Source organism: Streptomyces sp. NPDC005863, from assembly GCF_042871345.1.
Lineage (GTDB): Bacteria > Actinomycetota > Actinomycetes > Streptomycetales > Streptomycetaceae > Streptomyces.
The window spans coordinates 308,289-324,465 of record NZ_JBIAII010000009.1; the positions used below are offsets into that span (position 1 = coordinate 308,289).

Here is a 16,177-nt window from a genome sequence, read left to right on the forward strand (position 1 = left end):
GAACAAGCGCGCGAATCTGTCGCAACACGTTCAACTCGCCGCGCTCCGGGCGAGCTTAGTCCGCCGAAATCACCGCCGTGTCATATTCGCCAACCCCCTGCAGAGGCCGCACCGAGAGGCATACACTCTGCTCTTTTGCACACGTCGCGATCATTCGAACACGTGGAGTAACGCCTCGAACGGCACCGCTCCCTGGGGCATCGACACCGCTCCAGGGACAACGACACCGCCCCCGAGGTCCGGAAGCTCTCCGGTCCTCGGGGGCGGTGTCCGCGCCTTGGGGTGTCAACCCACCGAGCTGTACGCCACCACGCCGCGCAGCAACTGGTCCACGGCCTTGCGGGCGTTCTTCGCCACCGTGCTGTTCTCCCGCGGGGCCGCCGCGGAGATCTGGCCCAGGACGTCGATGACCTGCTTGCACCAGCGCACGAAGTCACCGGCCGGCATCTCCGCCTCGCGCAGCACCTCGTCGAGCCCCTTGTCGGAGGCCCACATGTACGCCGCCCAGGCGAAGCCCAGGTCGGGTTCGCGCTGCCCGACCCCCTCCGCCTGGTTGATCTTGAAGTCTTCCTCCAGGGCGTCGAGCCGGCCCCAGATGCGGACCGTCTCGCCCAGGGCCGCCTTCACCGCCCCGGACGGCAGCTTCGGCGCGATGGCGTCATCGCTGCTGCGCGCCTCGTACACCAACGCCGAGACGCACGCGGCCAGTTCGGCCGGGCTCAGCCCCTCCCACACGCGGGCGCGCAGGCATTCACTGGCCAGCAGGTCCAGCTCGCCGTAGAGCCGGGCGAGCCGCTTGCCGTGCTCGGTGACCTCGTCGCCGCGCAGATAGTCGAGCTCGGTGAGGAGGGCGACGATCCGGTCGAAGGTGCGGGCGATGGTGTTCGTCCGCCCCTCGATCCGGCGCTCCAGCTGTGAGGTGTCGCGCTTGAGGCGGTGGTACCGCTCGGCCCAGCGCGCGTGGTCCTCGCGCTCGTCACAGCCGTGACAGGGGTGCGCGCGCAGCTCCGCGCGCAGCCGGGCGATCTCCTGGTCGTCGGCGGCCTCCGCGCGCCCCTTGCGGTGCCGGTCGGGCACGATGTGCCCGGCCTTGGTGCGCAGCGCGGACGCCAGGTCGCGGCGGGACTGCGGCGAGCGGGCGTTGAACGACTTCGGGATGCGCATCCGCTCCACGGCCTCGACGGGCACCGGAAAGTCCATCGAGGCGAGCCGCTTGACCTGCCGCTCGGCGGTGAGGACGAGCGGGCGGGGGCCTTCCACGTGGTCGAAGCCCCGGTGGCCGTCGGCCCGCCCGGCGGCGATCCCCGGGTCGAGGACGAGCGCCAGGCCCGCGTACTTCCCGGTGGGGACGTGGATGACGTCGCCCGGCTTCAGCTTCTCCAGGGCGACCGCTGCGGCGACCCTGCGCTGGGCCGCGCCCTGCTTGGCCAGCTCGTTCTCCCGGTCCTTGAGCTCGCGGCGCAGCCGCGCGTACTCCTCGAAGTCGCCCAGGTGGCAGGTCATGGAGGCCTGGTAACCGGCCAGGCCCTCCTCGTTCTTCTGCACCTGCCGGGAGATCCCGACGACCGACTTGTCGGCCTGGAACTGCGCGAAGGAGGTCTCCAGGAGCTCGCGCGAGCGGTGCCGCCCGAACTGGTCGACCAGGTTCACCGCCATGTTGTACGACGGCTTGAAGCTGGAGCGGAGCGGGTACGTGCGCGTACCGGCGAGGCCGGCCAGGTGCTCGGGGCTCATGGCGCGCTGCCAGAGCACCACCGCGTGGCCCTCGATGTCGATGCCGCGGCGCCCCGCGCGGCCGGTGAGCTGGGTGTACTCGCCCGGGGTGATGTCGGCGTGCTGCTCGCCGTTCCACTTGACGAGCTTCTCCAGCACCACGCTGCGCGCGGGCATGTTGATGCCGAGGGCGAGGGTCTCGGTGGCGAAGACGGCCTTGACGAGGCCGCGCACGAACAGCTCCTCGACGACCTCCTTGAAGGTGGGCAGCATGCCCGCGTGGTGCGCCGCGATGCCGCGCTCAAGGCCTTCGAGCCACTCGTAGTAGCCGAGGACGTGGAGGTCCTCGTTCGGGATCAGCGCGGTGCGCTCCTCGACGATCTGGCGGACCGTCATGCGCGCCTGGTCGTCGTTCAGCCGCAGTCCCGCGTACAGACACTGCTGCACGGCGGACTCGCAGCCCGCGCGGCTGAAGATGAACGTGATGGCGGGCAGCAGCCCTTCGGCGTCGAGCCGCTCGATGACCTCGGGGCGGCCCGGCGTCCAGATCCGCGAGCGCTGGCGGCGCTCCCGCTCGCGGTCGGCCTCCCGGATCATCTTGCCCCTGCGGCGGTCCCGCGGGTTGTACGAGCGGCTGGCCTCCATCCGGGCCATGCGCGTGAGGTCGGGGTTGACCGCCTTCTTGTGGCCCTCGCCCTCCTCGAAGAGGTCGTACATCCGGCGTCCGGCGAGCACGTGCTGGAAGAGCGGCACGGGCCGGTGCTCGGAGACGATCACCTCGGTGTCGCCGCGGACGGTGTCGAGCCAGTCGCCGAACTCCTCGGCGTTCGACACCGTGGCCGACAGGGAGACCAGCGTGACCGACTCCTGGAGGTGGATGATCACCTCCTCCCAGACGGCGCCGCGGAAGCGGTCGGAGAGGTAGTGCACCTCGTCCATGACCACATAGCCGAGGTTCAGCAGCGACTGGGAGCCCGCATACAGCATGTTCCGCAGCACCTCGGTGGTCATGACGACCACCGGAGCCTCGCTGTTGACGCTGTTGTCGCCGGTGAGCAGGCCGACCTTGTCCGCGCCGTACCGCCTGGCGAGGTCGGCGTACTTCTGGTTGGAGAGCGCCTTGATGGGCGTGGTGTAGAAGCACTTCTTGCCCTGCTCCAGGGCGAGGTGCACGGCGAACTCGCCGACGATCGTCTTGCCCGAGCCGGTGGGGGCGGCGACGAGCACGCCCTTGCCCGCCTCCAGCGCCTGGCAGGCCTCGATCTGGAAGGGGTCGAGGCCGAATTCGTACATCTCGCGGAAGGACGCGAGTGCGGTGGCCTGCTCGGCAGCGCGCTGGCGCGCCGCCGCATACCGCTCGGCCGGTGAGAGGTCCTCTGTCATCGTGCTTTCGAGACTACCGGCCACCACTGACAACGGACGATCATTATCCGAACGGAGGCGGAACGCGGCAGCTCACGGGCGCGCGCGGCGGCGCCCGCTCAGGGTCCGAGCACCCGCACCGCCCCCGGCACGCACCGCGCGGTCAGCGGCAGCGCGCCCAGCGGCTCCCCGTCGGCGTACCCGGTGATGCCGGGCGCGGCCAGCTCGACCTCGGCGGCGCGGTACACCGTGACCTTGGGATGGTCGAGGTGCGTGCCCTTGTAGACCCGCGGGAAGACCTTGAGCAGTGTCGTACGGCTGCAGTCCCCCACCACGGTGACGTCGAAGAGCCCGTCGCCCAGGTCGGCCCCGGCGCAGATCCGCATCCCGCCGCCGTACGAGGTGCCGTTGCCCACCGCCACCAGCGTCGCCTCGACCTCGTGGACGTCGCCGCCGTCCAGCGTGATGCGGTACGGGATGGGCCGGAACGCCGCCAGCTCCGCGACCATCGCCAGGTCGTACTTGAAACGGCCGGTGGGCCAGCGCATCCGGTTGCCCCGGTCGTTGACCCGGGAGTCGAAGCCGGACGCGAACACGGTCCCGAACCAGGTGTCGCCGACCCTGCCCAGGTCGACGTCGCGCGTGCGCGCGCCCTTGAGCGCCTCCGCCACGATCTCCCCCGCGGCGGCCGGCTCCCGCACCGGCAGGCCGAGGGCGCGCGCGAAGTCGTTGCCGGTGCCCACCGCGATCACGCCGAGCGGGGTACGGGTCCCGGCCACGGCCTGCAGCGCGAGGCTCGCCATGCCGTCGCCGCCGACGGCGATCAGGGCCCCCGTGCCGCCCTCGACGGCCGCACGGGCCCGCCGCAGCGCGTCAGGGGCGTCCTCGCCGATGACGGTCCGCACCGAGAAGCCGCGCGCCCGCAACGCGGAAGCGGCCGGCTGCGCCGCGTGGGCGCCCCGGCCGCGGCCCGCGGTGGGATTGACGAAGAGGGTGATCTCGCTGGTCACTGGGGTCCCCCCGAAGATGTGTGCGGGAGGACCCTACAAGCTCACGTGACGTCGTCGAAACCGTTCACCCGATGATCGCCCCGTCCGGTGCCCGCCTGCTCGGGCAGCGCCCTGGGCGGCCGCACCGATTCGACCCCGTCGACGGGGTCGGGCGTGAGGTCGAGGTCGGAGGCCTCGTCGTCGTCGAGCTCGGCGTCGGGGTCGTTGCGACGGCGGCGCTTGTCGTTCAGGAGCGAGAAGCCGACGGCCATGAAGTACAGGACGACGATCGGGCCCGCCAGGGCGATCATGCCGACCGGGTCGGTGGTCGGGGTCGCGACGGCGCCGAAGATGAAGACACCCATGACCACGCCGCGCCACCACGTCGCCATCCTGCGGCCGGTCACCATGCCGGTCATGTTGAGCATGACCAGGAGCAGGGGCAGCTCGAACGAGGCGCCGAAGACAAGGACCATCCTGACGGTGAAGTCGAGGATCGTGTCCATCGGAAGGAGGTTCTCGGCCCCGTCGGGCGTGATGCCGAGCAGCACGCGCATGGAGACCGGGAGGATCGTGTAGGCCAGCCAGGCGCCCCCGAAGAAGAGCGGCACCGCGGCCCCGACGAACCAGTACGTGTACTTGCGCTCGTGCTTGTGCAGACCGGGGGCGACGAAGGCCCACAGCTGGTACAGCCAGACCGGGCTGGAGACGATGATGCCGACCATGAGGCTCACCTTCACCGTGGTGGTGAAGGGCGACAGGAGGTCGTTGAACGTCACCTTCGCGCAGTGACCGCCGGTCACGTCCATGCCGGGCTTGCAGCGCGGCACGGGATCAGCCAGGAACTCCATGAGCTGCTGGCTGTAGAACGCGGCCACGATCGAAACGATCGTGATCGCGAGGAGCCCCTTGGCGAGCCGGTTGCGGAGCTCGCGAAGGTGCTCCGCGAGGGGCATCCGCCCCTCGGGGTCCTTCTCCTTCTGGCGGGCAGACTTGAGCAACCCACGTCCTCATCTCGTGCGGCAGGCCGGCCGGCGCCGGCCTTGGGTCAGCGCTGCGTCGTGTGGTCGGTCGGCTCGGTGACCGGGCGCGAGCTGGTCACGTCGCCGGGGGCGGCCTGGATCGTGCGCTTCTGGACGGCCGGGTCGCTCGGCGGGTCGGCCGGGGCGGCGGCGTCGTCCTTGCTGTCCGACTTCATGGCCTTGGCCTCGCTCTTGAGGATGCGGGCCGACTTGCCGAGGGAGCGCGCCATGTCGGGCAGCTTCTTGGCTCCGAACAGCAGGACGATAACGACGAGGATGAGAATGATCTCGGTGGGGCCGAGCCTACCCATAGCTGTATACCTTCTTCACCGAGGCGTCAGGAGTCTGGTTCGCTCGGCAGAGCGGACATTCATCCGATCTCCCGCGCGTGCAGCGATCGTAACCCCCCGGGGTAAACGCTCGGCAATCCCCGCGCATACTCCGAGTACGGCCCCCGCCTCGATCCCGGACCGCATTTCGCAGCGTACCCGCCCCCATCGGGGAGTTGACAGGCCGCGGACGCTACAGAGCCCCTCGCCCGGCACGGGCCACACCGGCCGCGGCCCGCTCCAGGTCCTCCGCGGCGCTGTTGATCTGCCGTGTGGTCTCGGTCACTTGACGCGCGAGCCGCTGCGCCTCCACGAAGACCTTGATCGCCAGTACGCCGAGGACGGCGAGGCCCAAGAAGCCCGCCGCGATCGCGAGCATCGCCCAGAACATGCGCCGAGCCTAGACGGTCGAGTGCAGACGCAGCGTCCGCACCCCGCCGCCGGTGAGGAGTTCGACGATGCGCTCACCCGCGGGCTTGCGCACTGCCGCCCCGCACTCGGGGCAGGTGAAGGAGTAGAAGGTGGTACGGGGACCGGCGCCGATCGCGAGCCGCAGCGCCCCCGCGGAGAGCTCGAAGCGGGCGCGGCAGTCGGGGCAGGCCGCGGTGAAGAGGACCGGGGTACGCCGCGTCTGCGCGGGCACCCCCGGAAGTCCGGCCGTGGTCGGTGTGGTCAACGCCCTTGCTCCTGACGGTCGAAGTCCCTCTCGTACGCCTCCAGGGCCTCGGCCGCCGCCTGCCGCGCGCTGTCGGCCAGCTGGACCGGGGAGACGATCCGCCCGTCCCCGCCGAGCCGCAGCGCGAGCCGGCGCAGCGAGGCAGGGTCGGGGGTGCGCAGCGTGATCCGCAGACCGCCGTCGGGCAGCTCGTCGGCGCTGTCGTGGGGGTAGTACTCGGCGACCCAGCGGCCGCCGGGGCCGACCTCGACGACGACCTCGGGGTCCTCGGCCGCGGGCTGCACCAGGCCTTCCGAGAGGTCGCGCAGCTCGACCTCGGGCGGCGCGGACGGCTCGTCCAGGATCTTGATCTCGGCGACCCGGTCGAGCCGGAAGGTGCGCCGCGCCTCGGAGCGCCGGCACCACGCCTCCACATAGGTGTGGCCGACGCTCACCAGGCGGACGGGGTCGATCTCCCGCTCGGTGACCTCGTCGCGCGCGGGCGAGTAGTAGCGGATCCAGAGTCTCCGGCGCTCGGAGATGGCGCGGTCGACGTCGGCGAAGACGCCGCCCTCGGACTCGAAGGTGACCGAGAGGCGGGAACTGGCGCCCGCCGCCTCGCCGGCCGCGGTCTCCAGCTTCGCGGTGGCGCGCAGCAGCGCGAGCCGGTCGCTCTCGCGCAGGCCGGGCAGCGTGGACACGGCGCGGGCGGCCACGAGCAGCGCGGTCGCCTCGTCGGCGGCGAGCCGCAGCGGCGCCGCCACGTCGTCGGGGTTGTGCCACCAGATGCGGTCGCCGTCGGTGTCGATGTCCAGGAGGTCGCCGCCGCGGAAGCTGGTGCCGCACATCGGCAGGATGTCCAGGTCGGAGATCAGCTCGTCGGGGGTGATGCCGAAGGCGCGGGCGACGTCCTCGACGTGGGCGCCGGGGCGCTCCCGCAGATAGGTCACCAGCGACAGCATCCGCCGCGTCTGGTCGATGGCGTTCGAGGCCATTGCTCTTTCGCTCCCCCTCAGCCCTTGGCCACGGCGCGCAGCCGGTCCATGACGTCGGCCCGCAGCTCCGCGGGCTCCAGGACCACCACGTCGGGCCCGAACTCCACCAGCCAGGCGTCGAGCCCGTGGCCGTACGGAATCTCCAACTCGTCCCATCCGTCGCCGCGTTCGCGCATCGCGACGGCCTTGGCCCGCAGCGGGTAGCCGGCGCCCGTGCGCAGCCGGATCAGGGCGGTGCGGTCGGCGATCTCGCCGGCCCAGCCCGCGACGGTCTCACGGACCGTGACGACGTCCGGCACGTCGGCGGTGTACTTCCCGGCGCGGGCGCGCACCTTGCCGGTGATCCGGGAGAGCCGGAAGACGCGCTCGGCGCCCCGGTCCCGGTCCCAGCCCGCGAGGTACCAGTGGCCGCGCCAGCATTCGAGGGCCCATGGCTCGACATGGCGCTGCTCGGGGCGGGCCGCGGTGGCCTTGCGGTACTCGAAGACGATGGGGCGGCGGTCGCGGCAGGCCAGCATCAGCGGCTCGAAGGACGCCTCGTGCGCGGGGATCCGCGGCTCAAGAGCGCTGTGGGCGCCGTACGGGTCGGCGTCCTCGGGCAGTCCGGCGGCGCGCAGCTTCTGCAGGGCGCCGCTCGCGGCCCCGGCGAGCCTGGCCTGCTGCCAGACCTTGGCGGCCAGGCCGAGGGCCGCGGCCTCCTCGGCGTCGATGGTGATGGGCGGCAGCCGGTTGCTGTCGCGGCGGGCGAGGTAGCCGACGTCGCCGTCGAGGTTCTCCACGGTCTCGATGACCAGACCGAGCTCGCGCAGATCGTCCTTGTCGCGCTCGAACATGCGGTTGAAGGAGTCGTCGGACCCCGCCGCCCGACCCCCCGGCCCTCCGGCCGCACCTCTCCCCGGCCCAAAGGCCTCGACGTAAGCCTCGATCGAGTCGCGCAGCTCACGCTTGCTGAGCGGCCGCCGGGTCCCGAGCAGACACAGCGCCAGATTCATCAGCCGCTCGGCCTTGGCAATGGCCATCGACGCCCTTTCTCGGCCTTACAACAGACAATGCTTCCGACCGATGACCGTACCGCCCCGGGGTGTACGGGCAAAAGCCGAGGGCCCATGCCGGACAAGCATGAGCCCTCGACGGACAGATCAGGTCAGGTACGTCCTCAGACGGAGACCAGGTCGCAGACGAAGATCAGCGTCTCGCCCGGCGCGATGCGGCCGCCACCGGCGCCGCGGTCGCCGTAGGCGAGGTGGGCCGGGATGGTCAGCTCGCGCCGGCCACCGACCTTCATGCCCTGCACGCCCTGGTCCCAGCCGGAGATGACCTGGCCGGCACCGAGCTGGAACTCCAGCGGGTTGCCGCGGTTCCAGCTCGCGTCGAACTCCTCGCCCGTGCTGAAGGCGACGCCCACGTAGTGGACCTTGACGAAGTCGCCCGCCTTGGCGACGGCCCCGTCACCCTCCCAGATGTCCTTGATCTGAAGGTCGGCCGGCGGCTCGCCGACGGGGAAGTCGACCTCGGGCTTGTCAATGCTCACGAAAATGCTCCTGCTTTGATACGAAAGGTCAGCTCGGACAGTCTTACATCCCCACGGGGGTCACATCTTCGCGAGGATGTCCACGGAGAAGACCAGCGTGGAGTCCTTCTTGATGGGGCTGCCCTGCGGGGGCTTGTCGCCGTACCCCAGCTCCGGCGGGATGACGACGAGGACGCGGCTGCCGACCTTCTTGCCGGTCAGCCCCTGCCCCCAGCCCTTGACGACCTGCGCCAGCTGGAACGACGCGAGCTGCTTGCGCTTGTACGAGGAGTCGAACTCCTTGCCGTCCGCCCAGAGCACGCCCTCGTACTGGCACAGGAGGCTGTCGGTCTCCTTCACCTCGTCGCCGTCACCCTCCAGGATGTACGACGCGACGAGCTCCTTGGGCGCCTTCGTCTTCGGGACGTCGATGGAGGGGGCCTTGCCGTCGGTGTTGGTGCCGACCTTGGGCAGGTCCTTGTTGGACTGCGCCACCTCCTTGCCCTTCGCCGAGCTCTTCGCGGTGAAGGTGCCCACGAGGTCGACGACGAAGACGAGGGTGTCGTCGCCCTTGATGCCGGCCTGCTTGTTGCCCTGCTCGCCGTACCCCATCTTCGGGGGGATGGCGAGCTCCACGCGGCTGTCGAGCTTCTTGCCGACCAGGGCCTGGTCCCAGCCGGGGATGACCTGGCCGACGCCGATCGGGAAGACCGTGGGGTTGCCCCGGTCGTAGGAGTTGTCGAAGACCTTGCCCGTCGCCCAGATCTGGCCGAGGTAATTGGCCTGCAGATAGTCCCCCTTGACGACCTCCTTGCCCTTGCCCTCGACGAGGGTCTTGACCGCGAGGTCGGAGGACGGCTTGCCCTTGCCCTTGGCGACGGTGGGCTTCTGGCCGAACTTCGTACCCTTGGTGATCTCGGGCAGCGGACCGTCCACGATCTTCGCCGTCGGCGGGGCCGACGCGGAGTTGGTCGGGCTGTCGCTGGGCTTGGACTTGGCCTTGTCGGCCTTGTCGTCACCACAGCCTGCCAGCGTGAGCAGGCCGGCCGGGACGGCAAGGAGGAGGGAGCGTCGGCGCACGGTGGGGGCCTCGTATCGGTCGATCTTGTGGGTTGGCGTGCGCGCAACTCTACGGCGTGAGAAGGGCGCCGCACGAGGAACGTGCGACGCCCGCGTTGCGTTCCCACAACGCCACCGGCTTCTCTTCGGTCACATGCCGGCGATGAGCTTCTCCACCCGGTCGTCGACCGAACGGAAGGGGTCCTTGCACAACACGGTGCGCTGTGCCTGGTCGTTGAGCTTGAGGTGGACCCAGTCGACCGTGAAGTCACGGCGCTGCTCCTGGGCCCGCCGGATGAAGTCGCCGCGCAGCCGCGCCCGGGTGGTCTGCGGGGGCACGGACTTGCCCTCGAAGATCTTCAAGTCGTTGCAGATACGGGCGGCTTGCCCCTTCTTCTCCAGGAGGTAGTACAGCCCTCGCCGACGGTGGATGTCGTGGTAGGCGAGGTCTATCTGCGCGACCCGGGGGTGCGACATGGTCATGTTGTTCTTGGCGCGGTACCGCTCGATGAGCTTGTACTTCATGACCCAGTCGATCTCGGTGCCGATGCGGTCGAGGTCCTCGGTCTCGATCGCGTCCAGCGTGCGGCCCCACAGTTCGAGGACCTGTTCGACGGTGCCGGTGCGGATGCCGCGGCGGTCGACGAAGTCCACGGCCTTCTCGTAGTACTCGCGCTGCACCTCCAGGGCCGAGGCCTCACGGCCGCTGGCCAGGCGCACCTTGCGGCGGCCCGTGATGTCGTGGCTGACCTCGCGGATGGCCCGGATCGGGTTCTCCAGGGTGAGGTCACGCATCACGGTGCCCGCCTCGATCATGCGCAGCACGAGGTCGGTGGCGCCGACCTTGAGGAGCATGGTCGTCTCGGACATGTTCGAGTCGCCGACGATGACGTGGAGCCTGCGGTAGCGCTCGGCGTCGGCGTGCGGTTCGTCGCGGGTGTTGATGATCGGCCGGGAGCGCGTGGTCGCGGAGGACACGCCCTCCCAGATGTGCTCGGCACGCTGGCTGACGCAGTACACGGCGCCGCGCGGAGTCTGCAGCACCTTGCCCGCGCCGCACAGCAGCTGACGGGTGACGAGGAACGGGATGAGAATGTCCGCGAGTCGGGAGAACTCTCCATGACGGGCCACCAGATAGTTCTCATGGCAACCGTAGGAGTTTCCCGCCGAGTCGGTGTTGTTCTTGAAGAGATAGACGTCGCCCGCGATTCCCTCCTCGTGCAGGCGGCGTTCTGCGTCGACGAGCAGGCCTTCCAGAATGCGCTCGCCGGCTTTGTCGTGGGTGACCAGCTCGGTCACGTTGTCACATTCGGGTGTCGCGTATTCCGGATGTGATCCCACGTCAAGATAGAGGCGGGCGCCGTTCCGCAGAAAGACGTTGCTGCTGCGGCCCCATGACACGACACGGCGGAAGAGGTAGCGCGCCACCTCGTCAGGCGACAGGCGGCGCTGTCCCCTGAACGTGCACGTGACGCCGTACTCGTTCTCCAGCCCGAAAATGCGGCGGTCCATGACTGAACATTACGCCTGATGCCCGGCACTGAAACCGGGTTCGACGGCACCGTTTCGATCATTTTCCGATGAACCCGCAACGACCCCGGAATCCTCGACCGCAACCAGTACCCGGACGGTGGCCAGCAAAACCAGCAACGCGCACACGCCGGCGACCCCGGGCACCGCGAAACCCCCCACGGTGCCGCCCCACTCGACGACGGGACCGGCCGCCGCCGTCCCCAGCGAGGCGCCCACCGTGAACGTGGTCACGAGCCAGGAGAAGGCCTCCGTGACGGTGCCGCGCGGGGCGTGCCGGTCGACGATGATGAAGGCGCACGCGAGCGCCGGGGCGAGGAAGACGCCGGCGAGCGCGGTGAGCCCCGTCATGGCGAGCGCGCCGGGCGTCAGCGTCAACGGCAGGTAGCAGACGGCGAGCAGCGCCACGAGCACCGTGAGGCGCCGCTCCGGCACACCGCTCCACTGCCGCGCCCCGTAGACCGCGCCGCCGACCAGGGCGCCGAGACCGAGGGCCGCCATCAGCCAGCCGTAGACCGCGTCGCCGCCGTGGTCGTCCGCGTACGACACCCCGGCGACGGTGATGGAGCCGAGCGCCACGCCGACGAAGAGGAACGCGCCGAGGAGCGCGAGGAGTCCCGGCGAGCGCAGGGCCCCGAGCCAGTGCGCCTCCCGGGGCGCCGAGCGCCACGCGCGCGAGGGCCGCGACATCACTACGGAGAGGGCGCCCAGCACACCGAGGGCGTTGACCACGAGCAGCGCCGCCTGCTCCGACCAGAGGGCCACGCACCCCGTGACGAGCAACGGGCCGACGGTGAACATGACTTCCTGGGCGACGGCGTCCATCGCGTACGCGGTGTGCACCTGCTCCTCCTTGCCCAGGACGCCGGGCCACAGGGCCCGCAGACCGCCCTCCAGGGGTGGCGTGAAGAGCCCGGCGGCGCCGACCGCCACATAGGCGAGGGCCAGCCGGTCGGGGCCCGTGAAGGCGAAGGCGGCCATGCCGAGGGCGGACAGCAGGGCCGCGGGCAGCTGGACGCGCGGCTGGCCGTGCAGGTCGACGAGGCGTCCGAGGAGCGGCTGCCCGACGGCGTTGGCGACGCCGTACACCGCGGCGAGGCCGCCGGCCAGGCTGTACGTCCCGCCCTCGGCGCGGATGAACAGCACGATGGCGATCGCGGCCGTGGCGTTGGGGAGCCTGCCCACCAGCGTCCCGGCAAGGAGCCGCATCGCGTACTTCGCTCGGAGGATCTCCGCGTATCCGGTGGCCACGCCCGCCTGCCCCTCCCCCGCGGCGCCGTCACGCCCGAGGTTTTACGTATAACGTCGAGCGTCATACGTACCATGAGCGCTGTCCGCGGGTCCACCGAGTTGTCCGGTGCCGCCACCCCGGACCCGAACCGGGAGGTGACCGTGGCCGGGCCACAGCAGGAATCCTTGGGGCCCCGTCCCACGAGCCGCGACGTCGCGCGCGCCGCCGGCGTCTCCCAGGCCACCGTCTCCCTCGTGCTCGGCGACAAGTGGCGCGGCCGGGTCGCCGAGCCGACCGCCGAACGGGTCCGCGCCGCCGCGCGGGAGCTCGGCTACCGCCCCAACCTGGCCGCCCGCAACCTCCGCCTGGGCAGGACACGGACGGCGCTCCTCGTCGTCCCCGAACTCACCAACGAGTTCTTCGCCCACGTCTACACCGGGGTCGCCCGCATCGCCGCCCGGCACGGTTTCGGGGTCGTCCTCTACCCCTCCCCCGACGGCGTCGGCCCGGCCCGCGACCCCTTCGCCTCGGCCCGCGCCTCACTGGACGGCGTGCTCGCCTCCTCCATGGCCTCCGACGCGCTGGCCACCATCCGCGGCGACGACCTGCCCCTGGTGATGCTCGACAGCGACCCGGCGGGCAGCCTGGGCGCCGCCACCGTCAACCTCGATCTCGCCGACGGCATGCGCCAGGTGACGGAGCATCTGCTCGCCCTCGGCCACCGCGACTTCCTGCACCTCGCCGCGGAGGTGGACTCCTGGACCTTCGACGTGCGCGCCGAAGCGCTCGCCCGGACGCTGCGCGGCACGGACACCGCCGTACGACGCGTCACCGCCCCGCTGAACGTCGAGGGCGCCCGCGTCGTCGCGGAGGCCGCCCTCTCCGGCCCGGGGCCCCGGCCCACCGCGGTCGTCTGCGACGACGACTTCCTCTCCGCCGGCGCCTGCAAGGCCGCGCGCAGGCTCGGCCTGCGCGTCCCCGAGGACGTCTCGGTCACCGGCTTCGACGACCTGACCCTGGCGACCGCCGTGGAGCCTGAGCTGACCACCGTCCGGCTGCCCGCCGAACGCTTCGGTGAGCGCGGCATGGAGTCCCTCGTCGCCGTCCTGGACGGGCGCACCCCGGACGCCGCGCCGCTCCCCGTCCAGCTGGTCGTCCGCGGCTCCACCGGCCCCGCCCGCTCGGGCCACGCCCACTGACCCCCGCACACGGCGGCGCCCCGTGTCCCGGCCGTCGGGCCGGGACACGGGGCGCTCACTTCACTGGCGTGGCGGACCGCACCGCCGCGCCGGACTACTCGACGTCGCCGCCGGACGTCGGCGCCGCGGGCGGGGTCTCCTCGTCCGAGGCCGCGTCCGTCGCGCCGCCCTCGTCGAGGAGGCGGGACAGCTGGCGCCCCACGATCCGCTTGAACTTGCGCTGCTGCGGCCGCGTACGGTCCAGGACCGCCACCTCGAGCCGCTCGGCGGGGATCTCCCGCTCGCTGCCGTTGGTGTCGCGGGACAGCGCCTGCACCGCGAGCTTGAGCGCCTCGGCCAGCGTCATCCCGTCCTGGTGGCGCTGGTCCAGATAGCTGCTGATCTGCTCGGCGTTGCCGCCGACCGCGACCGAGCCGTGCTCGTCCACGATCGAACCGTCGTGCGGCAGGCGGTAGATCTGGTCGCCGTCCGGCGTGGTGCCGACCTCGGCGACGACCAGCTCGACCTCGTACGGCTTCTCGGCGTTGCTGGAGAAGATCGTGCCGAGCGTCTGCGCGTAGACGTTGGCGAGGCCACGGGCCGTCACGTCGTCCCGGTCGTAGGTGTATCCGCGCAGATCGGCGTAGCGGACGCCGCCGATGCGCAGGTTCTCGTACTCGTTGTACTTGCCGGCGGCCGCGAAGCCGATCCGGTCGTAGATCTCGCTGAACTTGTGCAGCGCACGGGACGGGTTCTCGCCGACGAACACGATGCCGTCGGCATACTGCATCACGACAAGGCTGCGACCACGGGCGATGCCCTTGCGGGCGTACTCCGCCCGGTCCGCCATGGCCTGCTGGGGTGAAACATAGAACGGCGTCGACACCGGATCCGTCCCTTTCTGTCAAAAAACTTCAGTCAGTGGCGAATGCGGAGCGATCAGAGCAGCGCGGCGCGCGGGCCGTCCGGCTGCTCGAGCCGCTTCTCCAGGATCGCGCGCGCGATGGCCGACGACTCGTCGTCCGTCAGCCGCCGGAAGCCCTCGTCGGAGATGACGGTGACGATGGGGAAGATCCGGCGGGCCATGTCCGGGCCACCGGTCGCCGAGTCGTCGTCGGCGGCGTCGTAGAGCGCCTGGATGACGAGGGTCGTCGCCTGCTCCTCCGTCAGACCGTCGTGGTAGAGCTTCTTCATCGCACCGCGCGCGAAGACCGAACCGGAACCGGTCGCCGCGAAGCCGTGCTCCTCGGAGCGGCCGCCCGTGACGTCGTACGAGAAGATGCGGCCCTTCTCGCGGTCCACGTCGTACCCCGCGAAGAGCGGCACCACCGCGAGGCCCTGCATGGCCATGCCGAGGTTGCCGCGGATCATCGTGGAGAGGCGGTTCGCCTTGCCCTCCAGGGAGAGCGTGGCGCCCTCCACCTTCTCGAAGTGCTCCAGCTCCAGCTGGAAGAGCTTCACCATCTCCACGGCCAGGCCCGCGGTGCCCGCGATGCCCACCGCCGAGTACTCGTCGGCCGGGAAGACCTTCTCGATGTCGCGCTGGGCGATCACGTTGCCCATCGTCGCCCGGCGGTCGCCGGCGAGGACCACGCCACCGGGGAACGTCACGGCCACGATGGTCGTGCCGTGCGGCGCCTCGATCACGCCCTGCGTGGGCGGCAGTTGACGGTTGCCGGGCAGAATCTCAGGCTGGTGCTCGGACAGGAAGTCCATGAAGGACGACGAACCGGGCGTCAGGAAGGCAGCTGGTAGACGCCCGGTGCTACGAGGATTGGCTTCCACGAGTTTCCTTCCAGGTAAGCGGTGGCTCGGCGGGTCTTGTCGGGGTCGTCCCCCAACTTGCCGATGCCCGAATTGCAGTTGAAGCACAGTACGCCTCGGACCTTACCTGTCTCGTGGCAATGATCCACATGTACGGCAGGCGCCTCGAGACAGATCACACAGAGCCCCTTCTGGGACCCGATCAGTTCGTCACGTTCGGCTTCGGTCATTCCGTACTGACGCTTGAGATGGCCGGCACAGCCCTCGATGGCCCGACACGCTTTACACCGAGTGGACAGGCCGTCGGAGGCCGTCTTGTTTCGGTCCCACTCGGCGTGCGGCTTGATCTCCCCACACCGGCGGCAGTATTTGTGGCCCGCCGGAGCCGCAACCCTGGGCCGAACACTCTTGCCCTTGGCCTTCTGCCGCTCCTGGTGATACTCCGCGGCGCACGGCCTGCAGTAGCACTGCAGGCCATCACGCAAGGCCCGATTGGACGCAAACGCCTCGTGCGGCTTGGACTCCCGGCATCGCGCGCACCGCTTAAGCGGCTCCGACAAGACCCCTCCCTACATCCTCAACCTTCGTTTCGAAGGGAGAATCACTCCCCACCCTTCTGAACGAAGGAGCGCACGAAGTCCTCGGCGTTCTCCTCGAGCACATCATCGATCTCGTCCAGAACCGAGTCGACGTCGTCGCTCAGCTTCTCCTGGCGCTCCTTGAGGTCCTCCGAAGCCTGCGCGTCCTGCGTCTGCTCCTCGGTCTCCTCGGTGGGACGCGTCGCCTTCTGCTGTCCGCCGCCGGTGTCCTTGGTCGCCATCTACCTCACCCCGCTCGCTC

General features: G+C 70.4%; 17 protein-coding genes. 1 reads left to right on the forward strand and 16 read right to left on the reverse strand.

Annotated features, from left to right (window positions below; all coding sequences use genetic code 11):
- Positions 1–285: 285 nt before the first annotated feature.
- The 12 genes from ACFYO9_RS28890 to ACFYO9_RS28945 form a co-directional block, all read right to left on the reverse strand.
- On the reverse strand, positions 286–3,096 hold the full coding sequence (locus tag ACFYO9_RS28890) for a DEAD/DEAH box helicase (protein WP_355810343.1): 2,811 nt from the start codon (positions 3,094–3,096) through the stop codon (positions 286–288).
- Between the two features lie 98 nt (positions 3,097–3,194).
- Positions 3,195–4,085: a diacylglycerol kinase gene (locus tag ACFYO9_RS28895; RefSeq protein ID WP_358778825.1), complete on the reverse strand. Its 891-nt coding sequence runs from the start codon at positions 4,083–4,085 to the stop codon at positions 3,195–3,197.
- Between the two features lie 41 nt (positions 4,086–4,126).
- A complete protein-coding gene (tatC, locus tag ACFYO9_RS28900) occupies positions 4,127–5,020 on the reverse strand; it encodes a twin-arginine translocase subunit TatC (RefSeq protein ID WP_358709788.1) in 894 nt (297 codons plus the stop codon).
- 92 nt (positions 5,021–5,112) lie between these two features.
- Positions 5,113–5,397: a Sec-independent protein translocase subunit TatA gene (gene tatA / locus ACFYO9_RS28905; RefSeq protein WP_355810339.1), complete on the reverse strand. Its 285-nt coding sequence runs from the start codon at positions 5,395–5,397 to the stop codon at positions 5,113–5,115.
- A 211-nt stretch (positions 5,398–5,608) separates the two neighbouring features.
- Positions 5,609–5,806 carry a hypothetical protein gene (locus tag ACFYO9_RS28910; protein WP_355810336.1) on the reverse strand — a complete coding sequence of 66 codons (198 nt, stop codon included), beginning with the start codon at positions 5,804–5,806 and terminating at the stop codon, positions 5,609–5,611.
- Positions 5,807–5,815: 9 nt separating this feature from the next.
- Positions 5,816–6,091, reverse strand: a complete 276-nt coding sequence (locus ACFYO9_RS28915; protein ID WP_355810333.1) for a hypothetical protein — start codon at positions 6,089–6,091, stop codon at positions 5,816–5,818.
- Positions 6,088–7,065 (reverse strand): WYL domain-containing protein, encoded by a 978-nt coding sequence (locus ACFYO9_RS28920; protein WP_355810330.1) that lies wholly within the window; start codon positions 7,063–7,065, stop codon positions 6,088–6,090. Before ACFYO9_RS28920 ends, ACFYO9_RS28915 begins: the two co-directional genes overlap by 4 nt.
- Before the next feature lie 17 nt (positions 7,066–7,082).
- Complete coding sequence (locus tag ACFYO9_RS28925) at positions 7,083–8,084, reverse strand: WYL domain-containing protein (protein WP_358778826.1); 1,002 nt, start codon at positions 8,082–8,084, stop codon at positions 7,083–7,085.
- Between the two features lie 137 nt (positions 8,085–8,221).
- Positions 8,222–8,596 carry an FKBP-type peptidyl-prolyl cis-trans isomerase gene (locus ACFYO9_RS28930; protein ID WP_055567247.1) on the reverse strand — a complete coding sequence of 125 codons (375 nt, stop codon included), beginning with the start codon at positions 8,594–8,596 and terminating at the stop codon, positions 8,222–8,224.
- A gap of 60 nt (positions 8,597–8,656) precedes the next feature.
- Complete coding sequence (locus ACFYO9_RS28935) at positions 8,657–9,655, reverse strand: FKBP-type peptidyl-prolyl cis-trans isomerase (protein WP_358778827.1); 999 nt, start codon at positions 9,653–9,655, stop codon at positions 8,657–8,659.
- 129 nt (positions 9,656–9,784) lie between these two features.
- Positions 9,785–11,146, reverse strand: coding sequence for a Pup--protein ligase (pafA, locus tag ACFYO9_RS28940; RefSeq protein WP_355810318.1), 1,362 nt, complete (start codon positions 11,144–11,146; stop codon positions 9,785–9,787).
- Between the two features lie 9 nt (positions 11,147–11,155).
- Positions 11,156–12,415 (reverse strand): MFS transporter, encoded by a 1,260-nt coding sequence (locus ACFYO9_RS28945; RefSeq protein WP_355810315.1) that lies wholly within the window; start codon positions 12,413–12,415, stop codon positions 11,156–11,158.
- A 72-nt stretch (positions 12,416–12,487) separates the two neighbouring features.
- Here ACFYO9_RS28945 and ACFYO9_RS28950 point away from each other — a divergent pair, with 72 nt between their 5' ends.
- Positions 12,488–13,594 carry a LacI family DNA-binding transcriptional regulator gene (locus ACFYO9_RS28950; protein ID WP_358778828.1) on the forward strand — a complete coding sequence of 369 codons (1,107 nt, stop codon included), beginning with the start codon at positions 12,488–12,490 and terminating at the stop codon, positions 13,592–13,594.
- Positions 13,595–13,688: 94 nt separating this feature from the next.
- Here the strand turns inward: ACFYO9_RS28950 and prcA are convergent, their stop codons facing one another.
- The 4 genes from prcA to ACFYO9_RS28970 all read right to left on the reverse strand — a co-directional run bounded on the left by prcA (position 13,689) and on the right by ACFYO9_RS28970 (position 16,157).
- Positions 13,689–14,459, reverse strand: coding sequence for a proteasome subunit alpha (prcA, locus tag ACFYO9_RS28955; RefSeq protein WP_355810309.1), 771 nt, complete (start codon positions 14,457–14,459; stop codon positions 13,689–13,691).
- Positions 14,460–14,512: 53 nt separating this feature from the next.
- Positions 14,513–15,358, reverse strand: coding sequence for a proteasome subunit beta (gene prcB, locus ACFYO9_RS28960; protein WP_358778829.1), 846 nt, complete (start codon positions 15,356–15,358; stop codon positions 14,513–14,515).
- Positions 15,310–15,567 (reverse strand): endonuclease VII domain-containing protein, encoded by a 258-nt coding sequence (locus tag ACFYO9_RS28965; RefSeq protein ID WP_388666677.1) that lies wholly within the window; start codon positions 15,565–15,567, stop codon positions 15,310–15,312. Before ACFYO9_RS28965 ends, prcB begins: the two co-directional genes overlap by 49 nt.
- 371 nt (positions 15,568–15,938) lie before the next feature.
- The gene (locus ACFYO9_RS28970) at positions 15,939–16,157 is read right to left on the reverse strand and encodes a ubiquitin-like protein Pup (RefSeq protein WP_150219625.1); all 219 of its coding nucleotides are present in this window, start codon (positions 16,155–16,157) and stop codon (positions 15,939–15,941) included.
- Positions 16,158–16,177: the final 20 nt, after the last annotated feature.

Bases quoted from the DNA above. Each gene is read 5' to 3' on its own strand.
- ACFYO9_RS28890 (WP_355810343.1), bottom strand. From the start codon at position 3,096: ATGACAGAGGACCTCTCACCGGCCGAGCGGTATGCGGCGGCGCGCCAG.
- tatC (WP_358709788.1), bottom strand. From the start codon at position 5,020: ATGCCCCTCGCGGAGCACCTTCGCGAGCTCCGCAACCGGCTCGCCAAG.
- tatA (WP_355810339.1), bottom strand. From the start codon at position 5,397: ATGGGTAGGCTCGGCCCCACCGAGATCATTCTCATCCTCGTCGTTATC.
- ACFYO9_RS28910 (WP_355810336.1), bottom strand. From the start codon at position 5,806: ATGTTCTGGGCGATGCTCGCGATCGCGGCGGGCTTCTTGGGCCTCGCC.
- ACFYO9_RS28920 (WP_355810330.1), bottom strand. From the start codon at position 7,065: ATGGCCTCGAACGCCATCGACCAGACGCGGCGGATGCTGTCGCTGGTG.
- ACFYO9_RS28925 (WP_358778826.1), bottom strand. From the start codon at position 8,084: ATGGCCATTGCCAAGGCCGAGCGGCTGATGAATCTGGCGCTGTGTCTG.
- pafA (WP_355810318.1), bottom strand. From the start codon at position 11,146: ATGGACCGCCGCATTTTCGGGCTGGAGAACGAGTACGGCGTCACGTGC.
- ACFYO9_RS28950 (WP_358778828.1), top strand. From the start codon at position 12,488: ATGAGCGCTGTCCGCGGGTCCACCGAGTTGTCCGGTGCCGCCACCCCG.
- ACFYO9_RS28965 (WP_388666677.1), bottom strand. From the start codon at position 15,567: ATGACCGAAGCCGAACGTGACGAACTGATCGGGTCCCAGAAGGGGCTC.
- ACFYO9_RS28970 (WP_150219625.1), bottom strand. From the start codon at position 16,157: ATGGCGACCAAGGACACCGGCGGCGGACAGCAGAAGGCGACGCGTCCC.